This window comes from [Mycobacterium] stephanolepidis (assembly GCF_002356335.1).
Classification (GTDB): Bacteria; Actinomycetota; Actinomycetes; order Mycobacteriales; family Mycobacteriaceae; genus Mycobacterium; species Mycobacterium stephanolepidis.
Genome location: NZ_AP018165.1, coordinates 2663292 through 2679337, shown reverse-complemented (window position 1 = coordinate 2679337; position 16046 = coordinate 2663292). Strand labels below are relative to the sequence as shown.

Here is a 16046-nt window from a genome sequence, read left to right as displayed (position 1 = left end):
GTTGAGGACACGCGAAGTACGTGGCAACAGAGCGGAAATCGCCCGGCTAGCCGAGCCGGCCGCTGATGCGCGGGAGCAGGTAGTTCGAATACGTGTACTTGCCGGTGATCTTGCCGTCGTCGTCGAAATGAAAGACGTCTAGCCCCTCCCAGCCGAACCGTGGAAGCACCACCGCCCCAATGCGCGTCACCAAACCCAACACCCACCCCGCCGACCGGCGCGAACGGATGTCGTGTCGGCAGGTCCATCGAATGGTGGCCTTACGTGCGGCCGCGTCGATGATCCGGTCGTGTTCATCGAATGTCATCGCGCCATAGGCGCCGCGGAACTGCGGTTCGAATTCACGACGAATGGCGGCCAGACCCACGTGGCGAGATCCATCGCCCGGCAGGTACTCGGCGTCCTCGGCGAAGTGCTGCATGACCACGTCGAGCTCGTTGGTGTTGAACGCAGCCACGAAGCGGTCCAGAGCTGCCGCGATATCAGGCATGGCTCAGGTGAACCGGAACCAGCGCAGCGCACCGTATCCGGCGAGCGAGCCCCATACCGCGAGCACGGCGATTGCGAACCAGTCCACCGAAAGCGTCATGGCGGCGGCCAGCGCCTCCGAGAGCGCACCGGAGGGGGAGAGTCGCGCCAAAAGCACCACGGCATGGGGGATCGCGTCGGTGGTGCGCCCGTCCTCCAGGGTCAACGCCCCGAGCCCGGCGAAGATGAACCACAGCAGATTCGCCAGGGCGAGCACAATTTCCGCGCGCAGGGTGCCGCCGAGTAGCAGTCCCATCGCTGCGAACGTCGCGGTGCCGAGAGCGATGACCACCGCACCGAGGAGCAGTCCGACCGGATGCGGGCGCCAGCCCAGCGCAGCGCCGATGGCGCCTATGACAGCGGCCTGCAGGACCACCACCGTCACCACGGCCAGCGCCTTGCCGGCGATGATGCCCCACACCGGTAACGCGGTGGCGCCCAGGCGTTTCAGAGCGCCATACCGGCGATCGAACCCGACAGCGATGGCCTGCCCGGTAAAGGCTGTGGAGATCACCGCCAGTGCCATGATGGCGGGCACGAAGATGTCGGTACGCGAGCCGGGGAATTGGCCCAGCGGCAGCAAGGTCAGCCCGATGAGCAGCGTGATCGGGATGAACATGGTCAGCAGCAGCTGTTCGCCGTTGCGCAGCAGCAGTTTGAGCTCCAGCCAGAACTGCGCGAAGAGCATGGTGTGCACCGCGCTGGCACGCGGATCCGGTGTGAACGTACCCGGGTCAAAACGGGGTGTGGTGTCGGTCATCGCAATTCCCTGCCGGTCAATTCCAGGAACACATCCTCGAGACTGCGTTTCTCCACGCGCAGGTCGGTGGTCAACACATCCATCCGCGCGCACCACGCGGTCACCGTGGCCAGAACCTGCGGGTCGACCACGCCTTCGACGCGATACTCGCCGGGAGTGGCCTCGGCCACCTTGTATCCCTCGGGCAGCGCCGAAATGAGCAGTGCCAGGTCCAGTCGTGGCGGCGCAGAGAAGCGCAGCTGGTTCTCCGCCCCGGTCTGCATCAGCTCCGAGGGTGTACCGGCTGCCACCACGGCACCGTGATCGATGATCATGAGCTGGTCGGCCAGTTCCTCGGCCTCCTTCATGTGGTGCGTGGTCAGTACCACCGATACGCCATCACGACGCAGGCAGTCGATCAGCTCCCACACCACCAACCGGGCGTGGGCATCCATCCCGGCTGTCGGCTCGTCGAGGAAGACCAGCTCGGGCCGGCCCACCAGTGCGCACGCCAGCGCGAGGCGCTGTTGTTGTCCTCCGGACAGCCGTCGATACGGAGTGCGGGCGGCGTCGGTCAACCCGAGCGTATCCAGAAGCCATTGTGGGTCAAGCGGATTGGCCGAATATGAGGCGACAAGGCCGAGCATTTCGCTGGCCCGGGCGGTGGGGTAGGCGCCGCCGCCCTGCAGCATGACGCCGATACGCGCGCGCACCGCCGAGTTCTTCGCAACCGGATCCATGCCCAGCACCTCAACGGTGCCTTCGTCGGGATGCAGGAAGCCCTCGCACAGTTCGACGGTCGTTGTCTTCCCGGCGCCGTTGGGGCCGAGCAGCGCAAAGACCTGGGCCTGCTCTACCTCAAGGTCGAGGCTGTGGAGTGCTGTCGTTGTCCCGTATCGCTTCGTCACCGACCGCATCCGCACCGGCGGTACCGTCCTTGTCGGTGGTTGCGTCACGGTCAGTCAGCGTAAGCGGCGCGTCTTTGTCACCGTTAGGCAGCCGACGCCACGGCAGATAGTCGTGCGTGATAGCGATGAGCAGTAGCGCGATGATCGCGCTCGCCACGGTCGCGTCGATGATCTGGAACAGCGCGAACCTGTCACCGTTGGCGGTGGGCCCGAAAATGCCCACGAGCAGCGTGATGCCGATTGCCGTCCCGCGGAACGCCGGGCGGGTGGCCCAGGCGGCCAGGGGAATGATCGCCCAGAGCAGGTACCAGGGCTGGACCACCGGAAACAGCAATACCGTGATGCCCAGGGCGACACCTAGCCCGCCGACGGGGTGCAGACGCCCCCGTAGCACCGCGAGCAGCAGCCAGGACACCGCGATACCGATGATGCCGATACCGATGCCGCGGGTCAGGGACAGGATCGCGGTGGTGTGATCACCGAGGCCGAGCAGGATGCCGACTTGCCCGGTGCCCAGCGCGACGAGCGTGGGCGGAGACATCCAGCTGCGGACGGCGTTGGCGGTGCCGAGTGTGTACACCCAGCCGAACCCGAGTCCGCTGGCGAATCCGATGAGAACCGTGCAGGCGCCGGTGATGGTGCCCAGTAATGCTCCGGCGTGGAAGAGCCCGCGGACGCCACCGCCCCACCGGCGCGCCAGCGCCATGCCGACGAACCCCAGAGCCAGCAGTGAAGGGAGTTTGACCTGCGATGACGCGGTGATCAGCACCGTGCCGGCCAGCAGATTGCCTAGCGGCACCCAGGTCGCCCATTCGGTACGCACTCCGATAAGGGCACGTGTCGAGTCGACACCGCGCATGGCCAGCTCGGTGCCTGCCAGCATCAGGCCCAGCATGAGCGCTTCATTGTGGATTCCGGCGACCAGATGCATCAGCAGCAGCGGATTCGCGGCGCCGAGCCAGAGCGCACTGACTTCCGCGACGCCGCAGCGCTGGGCCAGACGTGGTGTTGCCCAGATGATCAACAGCACCCCGAGCAGTTCGACGAGCCGATGACACAGTGCTCCGGCGACGATGTCATCGCCGGTGAGCCGCGAGATGCCCTTGCCGATCCACAGAAACAAGGGACCGTAGGGGGCGGGTGTTTCTCGCCACATGCTGGGCACCGACAGGGTGAACACGTGATCCAGGCCAAGGGCGACCGCTGGGCCCTCGGTGTACGGATCCTTGCCCAGGCGCGCTATCTGGCTCTGGGCCAGGTACGAATACACGTCCTTGGAGTACATCGGCGGCGCGATGAGCAGCGGCAAAATCCAGAGCAGCAGGGTCCGGTCCAGCTGGCCGCGGGACATCCTGCGCACCGGGCCGCGCTCGCCGTTGGCGTTTTTGTTGCGCAGGCTGCCGATGGCGAATCGCCCCAGCATGAGCCAGGCCAGCGTCATCACCACCGCGCCGGTCGTCGTCATCGTCAGTGACACCGTTTGAATGCGCGAGGGCAGGTTGAGCAGCCGAACGCCGAAGATCGGGTCTTGGATCACCGGACGTGCGCCGGCGCCGAGTGCGCCGATGGCCATGAGGGCGGTTCCCGTCGCGCCGAACAGCCGAGTTCGGTTCATGGCCGTGAGCTCGCGCTCACTGAGCGGGGCCGAGGAACGTTCGTCATCATGCAGATGCGACAGCGACGAGCTCAGCCACTGACCACGTACCGACACGCGAGCAGCGTATCGGCCCGTCATGCCGGCTCCGTGGAACCGGCCGGGCAGGGCCTGTCCGGCCGGTTCGGCGGCGATCAACATAGGTAACCCTTGCTAGACGTGGCATTCTGAATTGCGTCACACTGGTGTTGTGAAATTCGGCCAGCCCTCTGTGGTGGCGTCTGCTGCGGCGACGTCGCAGGTGCTGGACGCTGCCCCGGCCGTGTCTCATGACGGGCAGACGCGGGTGGCCGTGGTGCGGCTGCTCATGGAGTCCGGGCCGGTCACCGCCGGTGAGATTGGCGAACGGCTCGGTCTTTCGCCCCAGGGTGTGCGCCGTCACCTCGACGCTTTGATCGAGGCCGGGGACGCCATCTCGAATCCGGCGGCCGCATGGCAGCACAACGGCAGAGGCCGCCCGGCCAAGCGGTTCCAGCTCACCGCGGATGGTCGCGCCAAGCTCAATCACGCCTACGACGACCTCGCGTCTGCCGCCATGCGTCAGCTGCGCGAGATCGGCGGCGACGATGCGGTGCGCGTGTTCGCGCGCCGTCGGATTGACTCGATCCTGAGCGATGTCGTCGCCGGTGGACCCTTTCACGACACCGAGGCCACGGTGAATCAGTTGGCCGCGGCCCTGACCAAGGCCGGGTATGCGGCGAGCACCCAGCGGGTCGGCGCAGCCGGCGGACCCTCCAGCGGTGTGCAGATATGTCAGCATCACTGCCCGGTATCGCACGTGGCCGCTGAGTTCCCCGAACTCTGTGAGGCGGAACAGCAGGCCTTCGCCGAGGTGTTGGGAACACATGTACAGCGGCTAGCCACCATCGCCAACGGTGACTGTGCCTGTACGACGCATATTCCGCTGCACGTATCGACAACTCTGGCGCCCAGCCCCGCGTCAGATACAACGACCAGTAAGGAGTCACGATGACCCTCGAGCGTGAGGTGCTGACCCAGAACGAGACGATCGCGTCACTGGGCAACTACGGCTATGGCTGGTCGGACTCCGATGCCGCGGGAGCCAGTGCGCAGCGCGGTCTGTCCGAGGCTGTGGTGCGTGACATCTCGGCGAAGAAGAGCGAGCCCGAGTGGATGCTCGATGTCCGCCTGAAGGCGCTGCGCACTTTCGACAAGAAGCCGATGCCCAACTGGGGATCGAACCTTGATGGCATCGATTTCGACAACATCAAGTACTTCGTGCGCTCCAGCGAGAAGCAGGCGGCCACATGGGACGACCTGCCCGCTGACATCAAGAACACCTACGACCGTCTCGGTATCCCCGAAGCCGAGAAGCAGCGTCTGGTGTCCGGTGTCGCCGCACAGTACGAGTCGGAAGTCGTCTATCACTCGATCCGTGAGGACCTGGAGGCCCAGGGGGTGATCTTCCTGGACACCGACTCAGGCCTGCGCGAACATCCGGAGATCTTCAAGGAGTACTTCGGCAGCGTCATCCCGGCCGGGGACAACAAGTTCTCCGCGCTCAACACCGCCGTGTGGTCGGGTGGCTCGTTCATCTACGTGCCGCCGGGCGTCAAGGTCGATATCCCGCTGCAGGCCTACTTCCGCATCAACACCGAGAACATGGGCCAGTTCGAGCGCACGCTCATCATCGTCGACGAAGGTGCCTACGTGCACTACGTCGAGGGATGTACCGCACCGATCTACAAGTCAGATTCGTTGCACTCGGCCGTGGTGGAGATCATCGTGAAGGCCGGTGGGCGTTGCCGCTACACGACCATCCAGAACTGGTCCAACAACGTGTTCAACCTGGTCACCAAGCGTGCGCGGGCTGAGGCGGGGGCCACCATGGAATGGGTCGACGGCAACATCGGCTCCAAGGTCACCATGAAGTACCCGGCTGTGTGGATGACCGGTGAGCACGCCAAGGGTGAGGTGCTCTCGGTGGCGTTCGCGGGCGAGGGACAACACCAGGACACCGGCGCCAAGATGCTGCACCTGGCGCCGAACACGTCGAGCAACATCGTCTCCAAGTCGGTGGCGCGCGGTGGTGGGCGGGCCTCCTACCGTGGCCTGGTCCAGGTGAACAAGGGGGCGTACGGCTCCCGTTCAACCGTTAAATGCGATGCGCTGCTGGTTGACTCGATCAGCCGCAGCGACACCTACCCGTACGTCGACATCCGCGAAGACGATGTCACGATGGGGCATGAGGCAACCGTCTCCAAGGTCAGCGACGATCAGCTGTTCTACCTGATGAGCCGCGGTATGACCGAGGACGAGGCGATGGCCATGGTGGTGCGCGGATTCGTCGAGCCCATCGCCAAGGAACTGCCGATGGAGTACGCGCTTGAGCTCAACCGTCTCATCGAGCTGCAAATGGAAGGTGCGGTCGGTTAAGGCATGTCGAATCTCACTGAAGCCGTAGAGGGTACGGCTGTCAACAAGGGTGAGCTGTTCAGCTCCTACGACGTCAGCGCATTCGAAGTGCCCGGCGGTCGTGACGAGCTCTGGCGTTTCACCCCGCTGCGCCGGTTGCGTGGTCTGCACGACGGCAGTGCCACCGCGACCGCTGAGCCGACGGTCACCGTCGCCGCTGTTGACGGTGTGACGGTCGAGACCGTGGACCGCACCGACGAGCGGCTCGGCCGGGGCGGTGTCCCGTCGGACCGGGTTGCCGCACAGGCGTACTCGTCGTTCTCGAAGGCGACCGTCATTTCCGTCGGCAAGCAGGCGGTGGCCGCGGACCCGATTGAGATCACGGTCACCGGTCCCGGTGCCGGGCAGGTGGCTTACGGGCACACCCAGGTTCAGGCCGGCGAGCTTTCGGAATCGGTTGTGGTCATCGACTACCGGGGCAGTGGAACGTACGCCGAGAACGTCGAATTCGTGCTCGACGACGCCTCCCGGCTCACCGTCGTCTCGATCGCCGACTGGGCCGATGACGCGGTGCATGTCTGCGCACATCACGCCAAGCTCGGCAAGGATGCGGTACTGCGCCACATCGCGGTCACCCTGGGTGGCGATCTGGTCCGTCTCACCGGCACCGTCCGGTTCGGTGCGCCGGGAGGTGACGCCGAGTTGCTCGGTCTCTACTACGCCGACGACGGCCAGTTCTTCGAGCACCGGCTGCTGGTCGATCACGCTCAGCCCAACTGCCGTTCCCATGTCACGTACAAGGGTGCGTTGCAGGGTGATCCGGCTTCCGATAAGCCCGACGCGCACACGGTCTGGATCGGTGACGTGCTCATCCGCGCCGAGGCCACCGGAACCGACACCTTCGAACTGAACCGCAACCTGATCCTCACCGACGGCGCTCGGGCCGACTCCGTGCCCAACCTCGAAATCGAGACCGGTGAGATCGCCGGGGCCGGGCACGCCAGTGCCACCGGGCGATTCGATGATGAGCAGCTGTTCTACCTGCGCTCGCGCGGTATCGCCGAGGAGGATGCGCGCCGACTGGTGGTGCGCGGCTTCTTCCAGGACATTATTGGCCGGATCGGGATCGAGTCAGTGCGCGACCGCCTCACCGCGGCCGTCGAAAACGAACTCGCCCAGACCAACTCGTAGATAGAAAGCAACTCAATGACCACTCTGGAAATCAAGGACCTGCACGTCAGCATCTCGCCCAACGAGGGCGAGGCCATCGAGATCCTCAAGGGAGTCAACCTGACCGTGAACTCGGGGGAGACCCATGCGGTCATGGGCCCCAACGGTTCCGGGAAGTCCACGCTGTCCTATGCCATCGCCGGACACCCCAAGTACGAGGTGACATCGGGGTCTATCACCCTCGACGGGCAGGACGTGCTGGAGTTGTCCGTCGACGAAAGAGCGCGCGCCGGTCTCTTCCTGGCCATGCAGTACCCGGTCGAGGTGCCGGGCGTCTCGATGTCGAACTTCCTGCGCACCGCCGCCACCGCTGTGCGCGGCGAGGCCCCGAAGCTGCGCCACTGGATCAAGGAAGTCAAGGAAGCGATGGGGGAGTTGGAGATCGACTCCGCCTTCGCCGAGCGCAGTGTGAATGAGGGCTTCTCGGGCGGCGAGAAGAAGCGCCACGAAATCCTGCAGCTGGGTCTGCTCAAGCCGAAGATCGCCATCCTGGATGAGACGGACTCCGGCCTTGACGTCGACGCCCTGCGGATTGTGTCCGAGGGCGTGAATCGCTACGCGGAGCGCGAGCACGGCGGCGTGCTGCTGATCACCCACTACACCCGGATTCTTCGTTACATCCAGCCACAGTTCGTGCACGTCTTCGTCGGCGGGCGCATCGTCGAGTCGGGCGGTCCCGAGCTGGCCGACGAGCTGGAGGAGAACGGCTACGTGCGCTTTGCCCCCGCAAGCGGGCGGGACCCCCACCAAGCGGTGGGAGCCTGACCGTGACGGCCACGGTGCCGCTGGACACCACTCGGATCTCGGAGATCAGGGATGACTTCCCGATCCTGAGCCGGACGGTGCGTGGCGGTAAGCCGTTGGTGTACCTGGATTCCGGTGCAACCTCGCAACGGCCCATCCAGGTTCTCGATGCCGAACGTGTCTTCCTCACCGAGCGCAACGCGGCGGTTCATCGTGGCGCGCATCAGCTGGCCGAAGAAGCCACCGATGCGTACGAGGGCGCACGCAACACCATCGCTCGTTTCGTGGGTGTCGATGACGGCGAGATCGTCTTCACCAAGAACGCCACCGAATCGCTGAACCTGGTGGCGTACACCCTCGGTGACAGCCGGTTCGACCGTGCGGTGGGCCCGGGCGACGAGGTCGTCATCAGCGAGCTGGAGCACCACGCGAATCTTGTTCCCTGGCAGGAGCTTTGCCGCCGTACCGGCGCCACCTTGCGCTGGTACGGCGTCACCGATGACGGTCGAATCGATCTGGATTCACTCGAGCTCACGGGCGCCGTCAAGGTTGTCGCCTTCACGCACCAGTCCAACGTGACAGGTGCGGTGGCTCCCGTTGCCGAGCTGGTGCGCCGCGCTAAATCCGTTGGTGCCCTTGTCGTGTTGGACGCCTGCCAGTCCGTCCCGCATATGCCCGTGAACTTCCGTGAACTGGGCGTCGACTACGCGGCGTTCTCAGGGCACAAGATGCTCGGTCCCTCGGGTGTCGGCGTGCTGTACGGCCGTCGCGAACTGTTGGAAGCCATGCCTCCGTTCATCACGGGTGGCTCCATGATCGAGACGGTGACCATGCAGGTCAGCACCTACGCGCCGCCGCCGCAGCGATTCGAGGCCGGTGTGCCGATGACCTCGCAGGTGGTCGGCCTTGGCGCTGCCGTTGACTACCTCAATGCGATTGGCATGGAAGCTGTTGCCGCGCACGAACATCAGCTGGTATCGGCCGCGCTCGCCGGGCTCGGAAGTGTCGAGGGCGTTCGTATCGTCGGTCCCACGGAGAACGTCGACCGCGGAGGCGCGGTCTCCTTCGTGGTGGATGGAATCCACGCGCACGATCTGGGTCAGGTGCTCGACGACGAGGGTGTGGCGATACGGGTCGGGCATCACTGCGCCTGGCCACTGCATCGACGCTTCGGGATCGCGGCGAGCGCACGTGCCTCCTTCGCGGTCTACAACACCCTGGACGAAGTCGACCGATTGGTCGAAGGCGTCCGTCGTGCACAGGAGTTCTTCCTGGGCGAGCGGAGCGACGGGGGATCGTTCCTGTGAGACTCGAGCAGATGTACCAGGAAGTCATCCTGGATCACTACAAGCATCCGCATCATCGCGGGCTGCGTGAGCCGTTCGCGGCCGAGGTACACCACGTGAACCCGACCTGCGGTGACGAGGTGACCCTGCGAGTCACCCTGGATGACAACAGAATCGCCGATGTGTCCTACGACGGACAGGGCTGCTCGATCAGTCAGGCCGCGACGTCGGTCCTGACGGATCAGGTGATCGGACTGACCGTGGATGAGGCACTCAAGACGGTGGCCTCGTTCAACGAGATGATTTCCTCACGCGGCACCATCGACGGAGACGAGGACATCATCGGTGACGGAGTCGCCTTCGCGGGAGTTTCGCGGTACCCGGCCCGTGTGAAGTGCGCGCTCCTAGGATGGATGGCATTCAAAGACGCTCTCGTGCAGGCAGACGCCGCGACCAGCGGCACTACTGAGAAGGTGAAGCGATGACCGAAGTGTCCGCGGAAGTGAAGCTCCTCGAAGATCTCGAAGAGGCAATGCGTGATGTTGTTGACCCCGAGCTGGGTATCAACGTCGTAGATCTGGGGCTTGTGTACGGGCTCAACGTCGAAGAGAGCGAGAGCGGCAAGGTCGCCACGATCGACATGACGCTCACCTCGGCGGCATGCCCGCTTACCGATGTCATCGAGGACCAATCGCGTAACGCGCTTGTGGGCGCCGGACTGGTCAACGAGATCAAGATCAACTGGGTCTGGGTGCCGCCGTGGGGCCCGGACAAGATCACCGACGATGGTCGGGAGCAGCTCCGGGCCCTCGGCTTCACCGTCTAGTGCTGGTGGCGGCCTTCCTGGTCGCCCACGCATGAGCCGTCCCGTGCGGCGCGAAGGGTGATCGTCGCAGCCTGAAGATTGCCCGATGCGTCATCGGCGCCGTGTGCGGCGATGCACCTGCCTGTCGCGATCGCGCTCTGGGCCGCCGGAGCACGCTTGGCATAGGCGGTGTCGTTGTTGACCGTTACCGTCGTCGGGGTGGCAGCCCCGCCGTTCGGGTCGGTGGCGGACACGGTGATCGCGTTCCCGCTGACCGCGGAGACTGTCCCGCGAATAGCCTGATGCTCGGCGCGTTTGTCCGATGTCGGGGCCGGGGAAGACTCCGGTGAATCCTTCTTGTGCGCCGGTGTGCAGTTGCCGTCTTCGGCCGGCCAGATCATCACGCGGCGGGCTGTCGGCGGGTTGGAGTCCTGTTGGGCCATGGCGGCGATACAGCTGCCCGTGGTGACGTCCGTCAATTGCGCCGAAGTGATCTCGGAGATCTTGGTGGATTGACCGAATCCGACGGTGGCGGTTCCGTCCTTCTTGGTCACCTGGATGGTGTTGCCCGAGACCGAGGCAATGAGCCCGGCTACGTGGTCTTTCCCGCTGTGTTCACCGTGCGGTGCCGCCGAGGAGGTAGCCGGTGCCGATGAATCCGCGGATGTGCCGTTGGTGTTTGTAGGCGCGCCGCATGCGGCCACCGAAAGCGCGGTGAGTCCGGCGAGTGCGAACAGTGCGCCGCGGGCGAACCGTGGTGGGGCGGGTGTCTGGTGTGGGGGCATCGGTGTTCTCCATGGTCGATGAATGAGACACCTCAGCGTGCTGGCGCGGGCTGAGGTTGCGCTCCGGCATGCGTGAGAAGTTGCTGTGTATTGCGGATGCCAGATCGGATCTACCGCGGAGGAGGTCCGCATCGCCCGTCGGTTGCCGGGCCCAGGTCGATCTTGGTGGCCTGCAGCACCCCGTCGGCGTCCTTCGTGCCGTGTGCATCCGCGCATTTGCCGGCGATGATCGCAGTGGTCTCAGTGGGTTGCCGTTGGTCGTAACGGGTGTCGGCGGTCACCGTGACGTTGGTCTGAATCTCCGACGCCCCGCTGGGATCGGTGTTCGCCACCACGATGGTGCTGCCGTTGAGCGACGCGACCGCACCCTGGACGCTGGGGCCGCCGAACGGGGGCGGTGAACCCTCGGGCGCGCCGCCCGGTGGTGGCCCCGGCGGTATGCCGGGAGGTGGTGCGCCGCCGGGCGGTGTCTCCATCGCACATTTGTTGTCCTCGGCCGCACTGATCAGCACCCGTTGCGCCGTGGCCTGGTCCGACTCATCTGCACCGGCCGTCGCCTGCACGCTGACGCAGCTGCCCACGATCACATCCGGCAGATCCGCGGGGTGCACCTCGGTGAGCTTGGTCATGGTGTTGAAGTCGATATCGACACTGCCCACGGGGTTGGTCACCTGGACCGTGTGCCCCGCCACCGAGGAGATCAATCCGCCGGCTCTGTCGTGCCCACCTGCGTGCCGTATGACGGTGGTCGAGGCGGGGGCAGCCGATGGCTGGCCAGGTTTGTCCACGGACCCGCCGCATGCCGCGCTGGAGAACACCACGACTCCGACGATCACTAGCAACGTAGGCCGTGGCCGGAGATTTGGTGACATGGTTGACCACGTTATCCGGAATGGATCAGGCGTCGGCGTAGTTTGACACCTCGTGACCGACGTGAGACCAGACGTAGCGCCCCTTTTCGAACCGTTCACCGTGAAATCGTTGACCGCACCCAATCGATTCGCGATGGCGCCGATGACGCGATCGGCGTCACCCGGCGGTGTCCCGGGCGAGAACGTGGCGGCGTACTACCGCCGCCGTGCTGCCGGAGGTGTTGGGTTGATCATCACCGAGGGCGTCTTCATTCCCGACGACGCCGCGGGCGGTCAGGCTAGCGTTCCGCGCCTTATCGGCGACGATGCTCTGGCGGGATGGACGGCCGTGACCGATGCCGTGCACGAGGAGGGGGCGGCGATCGCCGCCCAGCTGTGGCACCAGGGCGTCGAGCGCGGCGCCGATCCGGAATTCAATCCGCAGGTGGAGTCGGTGAGCCCGTCGGGTCTGGCCGGAGATGCTTCCCCGTTGGGCCGAGCGCTGCTGACCGGTGAACTTGCCCCGCTTGCGGAGCAATACGCGACGGCGGCCCGCAACGCCAAGGCGGCCGGATTCGACGCCGTCGAACTACACGGTGCACATGGCTACCTACTCGACCAGTTCCTGTGGGAGCGCACCAACGTTCGGGCCGACGGGTATGGCGGCTCGGCCGTCGATCGAGTGCGCTTCCCGGTCGAGGTGGTGCGTGCGGTACGTGCCGCCGTCGGACCCGATTTCCCTATCCTGTACCGGTTTTCACAGTGGAAGCAGGCTGATTACACGGCCACCCTGGCCGATAGTCCGGCAGAGTTGGAACGTCTGCTCGCACCGCTCGTCGAGGCAGGCGTGGACGTTTTCCACCCATCCACACGTCGCCACTACATACCGGCCTTCGCGGATCTGCCAGGCGCCGATGGAGAGCTGAGTCTTGCCGGCTGGACAAAACGTGTCACGGGCTTGCCGGCCATCGCCGTCGGCTCCGTGGGATTGCAGACGGAGTTCAAACCCACCGAGGTCCGGGATATCGAGCCCGCACCTGTCGAGGCGGTACTGCGACAGTTTGCCAACAACGAGTTTGACGTCATCGCTGTGGGCCGCGCGCTGTTGTCGGATCCCGACTGGGTGAACAAGCTGCGTGCCGGCAGGCAGAACGAGTTCGTCGGATTCAACATCGGCAAGGCCCTGGCCGCGCTGTACTGAGCGCCCGTGGAACATCACGCACCCCGGCAACGTTGAGGACAACATGGCAACACGTGACATCACCGCTGACGCGTTCAACGACTTGGTCCACGACAACGACATCGTGCTCGTGGATTTCTGGGCGTCCTGGTGCGGACCGTGCCGCCAGTTCGGGCCGGTGTTCGAGGCGTCTTCGGAGGAGAACCCCGACGTCATCCACGCCAAGGTGGACACCGAGGCTGAGCAGGCGTTGGCGGCGGCGGCGAACATCCGGTCCATTCCCACGCTGATGGTGTTCAAGAAGGGCCAGCTGGTGTTCAACCAGGCCGGTGCGCTGCCCCCGGCATCGTTGGCCGACCTGGTGCAGAAGGTCCGCGATCTCGACGTTGAGGCAGCACTGCGCGAACAAGAGGCGTAACACGACCCGCGGGGTACCGCGCGGAAACGATTTGGTGCAACCCGCCGCTGTCGGTTATATGGACGCATGAGTTTCGTGCTGGTCGACCGTCCGCGTCCGGATATTGCCCTGGTCACCCTGAACCGGCCGGAGCGGATGAACGCCATGGCGTTCGATGTGATGCTGCCCTTCAAGCAGATGCTCGTCGACATCAGCCACGACAACGATGTGCGCGCCGTCATCATCACCGGGGCCGGTAAGGGGTTTTGTTCGGGCGCCGATCAGAAATCCGCCGGGCCCATCCCGCATATCGGGGGATTGACCCAGCCGACTATCGCGCTGCGCTCGATGGAGCTCCTCGACGAGGTCATCCTCACGCTGCGCCGGATGCATCAGCCGGTGATCGCGGCCATCAACGGGGCCGCCATCGGTGGTGGCCTGTGCCTGGCGCTGGCCTGCGATGTCCGGGTGGCATCGGAGGCCGCCTACTTCCGGGCCGCCGGTATCAACAATGGGCTGACCGCCAGTGAGCTGGGCCTGAGTTACCTGCTGCCGCGTGCCATCGGCACGTCCCGCGCTTCGGACATCATGTTGACCGGCCGCGACGTCGACGCCGACGAGGCCGAACGCATCGGTTTGGTATCCCGCAAGGTGGCCTCAGAGTCGCTGCTGGAAGAGTGTTACGCGATTGGAGAGCGCATCGCCGGGTTCTCCCGTCCAGGGATCGAATTGACCAAGCGCACCATTTGGAGTGGGCTGGACGCCGCTAGCCTGGAAAGTCACATGCACCAAGAGGGCCTGGGCCAGCTGTATGTCCGGCTGCTCACCGACAACTTCGAAGAAGCCACCGCTGCCCGCAAGGAGCAGCGTAAAGCGGCCTTTAGAGACAAGCGCTGACAGCGCGAGACGCTACACAGCATTCAAGGAGTAAGTAGTGATTACCGCGACGGACCTCGAGGTCCGCGCCGGCGCCCGCACGCTCGTCTACGCGCCGGGCCCCGCGTTACGCATTCAGCCCGGCGACCGTATCGGGCTGGTGGGGCGTAACGGGGCGGGCAAGACCACCTCGATGAGAATTTTGGCCGGCGAGGGTGAACCGTATGCCGGCTCGGTATCTCGTATCGGTGAAATCGGTTATCTGCCACAGGATCCCAAGGAAGGAAACTTGGATCTGCTGGCGCGTGATCGGGTGCTGTCGGCGCGCGGTCTGGACACCATCATCAGCGATATGGAGAAGCAGCAGACGCTGATGGCCGAGCTGGCCGATGAGGCTCAGCGCGATAAGGCGGTGCGCCGCTACGGGCAGCTGGAAGAGCGCTTCTCCTCGCTGGGCGGGTATGTCGCCGAGAGTGAGGCGGCGCGCATCTGTTCGAGCCTCGGGTTACCTGAGCGGGTGCTGATCCAGCCACTGCGGACCCTCTCGGGCGGTCAGCGGCGACGTGTGGAGTTGGCCCGGATTCTGTTCGGAGCGGCCGAGGGTGGCGCCGGGTCGAACATGACGCTGCTGCTCGACGAGCCGACCAACCACCTCGACGCGGACTCGATCGGCTGGTTGCGCGGCTTCCTGCAAAACCACGAAGGCGGGCTCGTGGTGATCAGTCACAACGTCGAGCTGCTGGCCGACGTGGTGAACAAGGTGTGGTTCCTGGATGCCGTCCGCGGCGAGGTCGACGTCTACAACATGGGTTGGCAGAAGTACCTGGACGCACGGTCGCTGGATGAACAGCGTCGTCGGCGTGAGCGGGCCAATGCGGAGAAGAAGGCCTCGGCCCTGCGCACTCAGGCCGCCAAAATGGGCGCCAAGGCAACCAAAGCCGTTGCCGCACAAAACATGTTGCGCCGAGCCGAGAAGATGTTGTCCGGACTCGACGAGGAGCGGGTGGCCGACAAGGTGGCCCGCATCAAGTTCCCGACGCCCGCCGCATGCGGCCGGGTGCCACTGGTGGCCAAGGGGCTGACCAAGAACTACGGATCTCTGGAGATCTTCACCGGGGTAGATCTGGCCATCGATCGCGGGTCTCGAGTCGTTGTTCTCGGGCTCAACGGCGCGGGGAAGACGACGTTGTTGCGGTTGCTCGCGGGCGCCGAGACCGCCGATGCCGGTGCGCTGGAACCGGGCCACGGCCTCAAGCTCGGATACTTCGCGCAGGAGCACGACACCCTGGATGATCACGCGACGGTGTGGGAGAACATCCGCCACGCCGCCCCGGATACCGGGGAACAGGAGCTACGCGGAATCCTGGGCGCCTTCATGTTCAGCGGCCCGCAGTTGGAACAGCCTGCTGGGACGTTATCCGGCGGCGAGAAGACCCGTCTGGCCCTGGCCGGTCTGGTTGCTTCGACTGCGAATGTGTTGCTGCTCGACGAGCCGACCAACAACCTGGATCCGGCCTCGCGTGAGCAGGTTCTCGACGCGCTGCGCAGTTACCTCGGCGCCGTCGTTCTTGTCACCCACGACCCGGGGGCCGCCGAGGCACTAAATCCGCAACGTGTCGTGTTGTTGCCGGATGGCACCGAAGACTACTGGTCCGACGAGTACCGAGACCTCATCGAGCTGGCCTGA

At 65.1% G+C, this 16046-nt stretch carries 17 protein-coding genes; 11 read left to right on the top strand and 6 right to left on the bottom strand.

Annotated elements, in window-relative coordinates:
* Positions 1–46: 46 nt before the first annotated feature.
* From MSTE_RS13260 to mptB, 4 genes are read right to left on the bottom strand one after another with little or no spacing between them, the layout of a single operon-like run.
* A complete protein-coding gene (locus MSTE_RS13260) occupies positions 47–490 on the bottom strand; it encodes a YybH family protein (RefSeq protein WP_096501849.1) in 444 nt (147 codons plus the stop codon).
* Between the two features lie 3 nt (positions 491–493).
* The gene (locus MSTE_RS13255) at positions 494–1288 is read right to left on the bottom strand and encodes an ABC transporter permease (protein ID WP_096501847.1); all 795 of its coding nucleotides are present in this window, start codon (positions 1286–1288) and stop codon (positions 494–496) included.
* Positions 1285–2184 carry an ABC transporter ATP-binding protein gene (locus MSTE_RS13250; RefSeq protein WP_096501845.1) on the bottom strand — a complete coding sequence of 300 codons (900 nt, stop codon included), beginning with the start codon at positions 2182–2184 and terminating at the stop codon, positions 1285–1287. Before MSTE_RS13250 ends, MSTE_RS13255 begins: the two co-directional genes overlap by 4 nt.
* Positions 2126–3886, bottom strand: a complete 1761-nt coding sequence (gene mptB / locus MSTE_RS13245) for a polyprenol phosphomannose-dependent alpha 1,6 mannosyltransferase MptB (protein WP_096505835.1) — start codon at positions 3884–3886, stop codon at positions 2126–2128. The genes MSTE_RS13250 and mptB overlap by 59 nt, the downstream gene beginning before the upstream one ends.
* 133 nt (positions 3887–4019) lie before the next feature.
* On the opposite strand from mptB, the gene MSTE_RS13240 reads away from it, so the two are divergent.
* From MSTE_RS13240 to MSTE_RS13210, 7 genes are read left to right on the top strand one after another with little or no spacing between them, the layout of a single operon-like run.
* A complete protein-coding gene (locus MSTE_RS13240) occupies positions 4020–4802 on the top strand; it encodes a helix-turn-helix transcriptional regulator (protein ID WP_096501843.1) in 783 nt (260 codons plus the stop codon).
* Positions 4799–6226, top strand: coding sequence for a Fe-S cluster assembly protein SufB (gene sufB, locus MSTE_RS13235; RefSeq protein ID WP_096501841.1), 1428 nt, complete (start codon positions 4799–4801; stop codon positions 6224–6226). Before MSTE_RS13240 ends, sufB begins: the two co-directional genes overlap by 4 nt.
* Positions 6227–6229: 3 nt before the next feature.
* Positions 6230–7396 (top strand): Fe-S cluster assembly protein SufD, encoded by a 1167-nt coding sequence (gene sufD / locus MSTE_RS13230; RefSeq protein WP_096501839.1) that lies wholly within the window; start codon positions 6230–6232, stop codon positions 7394–7396.
* A gap of 15 nt (positions 7397–7411) precedes the next feature.
* Complete coding sequence (sufC, locus tag MSTE_RS13225; RefSeq protein WP_030093468.1) at positions 7412–8200, top strand: Fe-S cluster assembly ATPase SufC; 789 nt, start codon at positions 7412–7414, stop codon at positions 8198–8200.
* A 2-nt stretch (positions 8201–8202) separates the two neighbouring features.
* On the top strand, positions 8203–9486 hold the full coding sequence (locus tag MSTE_RS13220) for a cysteine desulfurase (RefSeq protein WP_096501837.1): 1284 nt from the start codon (positions 8203–8205) through the stop codon (positions 9484–9486).
* The gene (sufU, locus tag MSTE_RS13215) at positions 9483–9950 is read left to right on the top strand and encodes a Fe-S cluster assembly sulfur transfer protein SufU (RefSeq protein ID WP_096501835.1); all 468 of its coding nucleotides are present in this window, start codon (positions 9483–9485) and stop codon (positions 9948–9950) included. The genes MSTE_RS13220 and sufU overlap by 4 nt, the downstream gene beginning before the upstream one ends.
* On the top strand, positions 9947–10291 hold the full coding sequence (locus MSTE_RS13210; protein WP_096501833.1) for a metal-sulfur cluster assembly factor: 345 nt from the start codon (positions 9947–9949) through the stop codon (positions 10289–10291). Before sufU ends, MSTE_RS13210 begins: the two co-directional genes overlap by 4 nt.
* Here the strand turns inward: MSTE_RS13210 and MSTE_RS13205 are convergent.
* Both MSTE_RS13205 and MSTE_RS13200 read right to left on the bottom strand, forming a co-directional pair.
* Complete coding sequence (locus MSTE_RS13205; RefSeq protein WP_096501831.1) at positions 10288–11055, bottom strand: DUF5666 domain-containing protein; 768 nt, start codon at positions 11053–11055, stop codon at positions 10288–10290. The two genes, MSTE_RS13210 and MSTE_RS13205, sit on opposite strands and share 4 nt — an antisense overlap.
* 110 nt (positions 11056–11165) lie before the next feature.
* Positions 11166–11927 (bottom strand): DUF5666 domain-containing protein, encoded by a 762-nt coding sequence (locus MSTE_RS13200; RefSeq protein WP_231896876.1) that lies wholly within the window; start codon positions 11925–11927, stop codon positions 11166–11168.
* 52 nt (positions 11928–11979) lie between these two features.
* Between MSTE_RS13200 and MSTE_RS13195 the strand changes: the two genes are divergently transcribed.
* The 4 genes from MSTE_RS13195 to MSTE_RS13180 all read left to right on the top strand — a co-directional run bounded on the left by MSTE_RS13195 (position 11980) and on the right by MSTE_RS13180 (position 16046).
* Entirely contained in the window at positions 11980–13107 is a 1128-nt protein-coding gene (locus MSTE_RS13195) for an NADH:flavin oxidoreductase (RefSeq protein WP_096501829.1), read from the top strand.
* Positions 13108–13150: 43 nt separating this feature from the next.
* The gene (trxA, locus tag MSTE_RS13190) at positions 13151–13504 is read left to right on the top strand and encodes a thioredoxin (RefSeq protein WP_096501827.1); all 354 of its coding nucleotides are present in this window, start codon (positions 13151–13153) and stop codon (positions 13502–13504) included.
* Between the two features lie 66 nt (positions 13505–13570).
* Complete coding sequence (locus MSTE_RS13185) at positions 13571–14380, top strand: enoyl-CoA hydratase (RefSeq protein ID WP_096501825.1); 810 nt, start codon at positions 13571–13573, stop codon at positions 14378–14380.
* Positions 14381–14417: 37 nt separating this feature from the next.
* On the top strand, positions 14418–16046 hold the full coding sequence (locus tag MSTE_RS13180; protein WP_096501823.1) for an ABC-F family ATP-binding cassette domain-containing protein: 1629 nt from the start codon (positions 14418–14420) through the stop codon (positions 16044–16046).

What these genes read in the sequence shown, in the direction of transcription:
- sufB (WP_096501841.1), top strand. Translation starts at nt 4,799, where the DNA reads ATGACCCTCGAGCGTGAGGTGCTGACCCAGAACGAGACGATCGCGTCA.
- sufC (WP_030093468.1), top strand. Translation starts at nt 7,412, where the DNA reads ATGACCACTCTGGAAATCAAGGACCTGCACGTCAGCATCTCGCCCAAC.
- MSTE_RS13185 (WP_096501825.1), top strand. Translation starts at nt 13,571, where the DNA reads ATGAGTTTCGTGCTGGTCGACCGTCCGCGTCCGGATATTGCCCTGGTC.
- MSTE_RS13200 (WP_231896876.1), bottom strand. Translation starts at nt 11,927, where the DNA reads ATGTCACCAAATCTCCGGCCACGGCCTACGTTGCTAGTGATCGTCGGA.
- sufD (WP_096501839.1), top strand. Translation starts at nt 6,230, where the DNA reads ATGTCGAATCTCACTGAAGCCGTAGAGGGTACGGCTGTCAACAAGGGT.
- MSTE_RS13255 (WP_096501847.1), bottom strand. Translation starts at nt 1,288, where the DNA reads ATGACCGACACCACACCCCGTTTTGACCCGGGTACGTTCACACCGGAT.
- MSTE_RS13260 (WP_096501849.1), bottom strand. Translation starts at nt 490, where the DNA reads ATGCCTGATATCGCGGCAGCTCTGGACCGCTTCGTGGCTGCGTTCAAC.
- trxA (WP_096501827.1), top strand. Translation starts at nt 13,151, where the DNA reads ATGGCAACACGTGACATCACCGCTGACGCGTTCAACGACTTGGTCCAC.
- MSTE_RS13205 (WP_096501831.1), bottom strand. Translation starts at nt 11,055, where the DNA reads ATGCCCCCACACCAGACACCCGCCCCACCACGGTTCGCCCGCGGCGCA.
- MSTE_RS13210 (WP_096501833.1), top strand. Translation starts at nt 9,947, where the DNA reads ATGACCGAAGTGTCCGCGGAAGTGAAGCTCCTCGAAGATCTCGAAGAG.
- MSTE_RS13250 (WP_096501845.1), bottom strand. Translation starts at nt 2,184, where the DNA reads ATGCGGTCGGTGACGAAGCGATACGGGACAACGACAGCACTCCACAGC.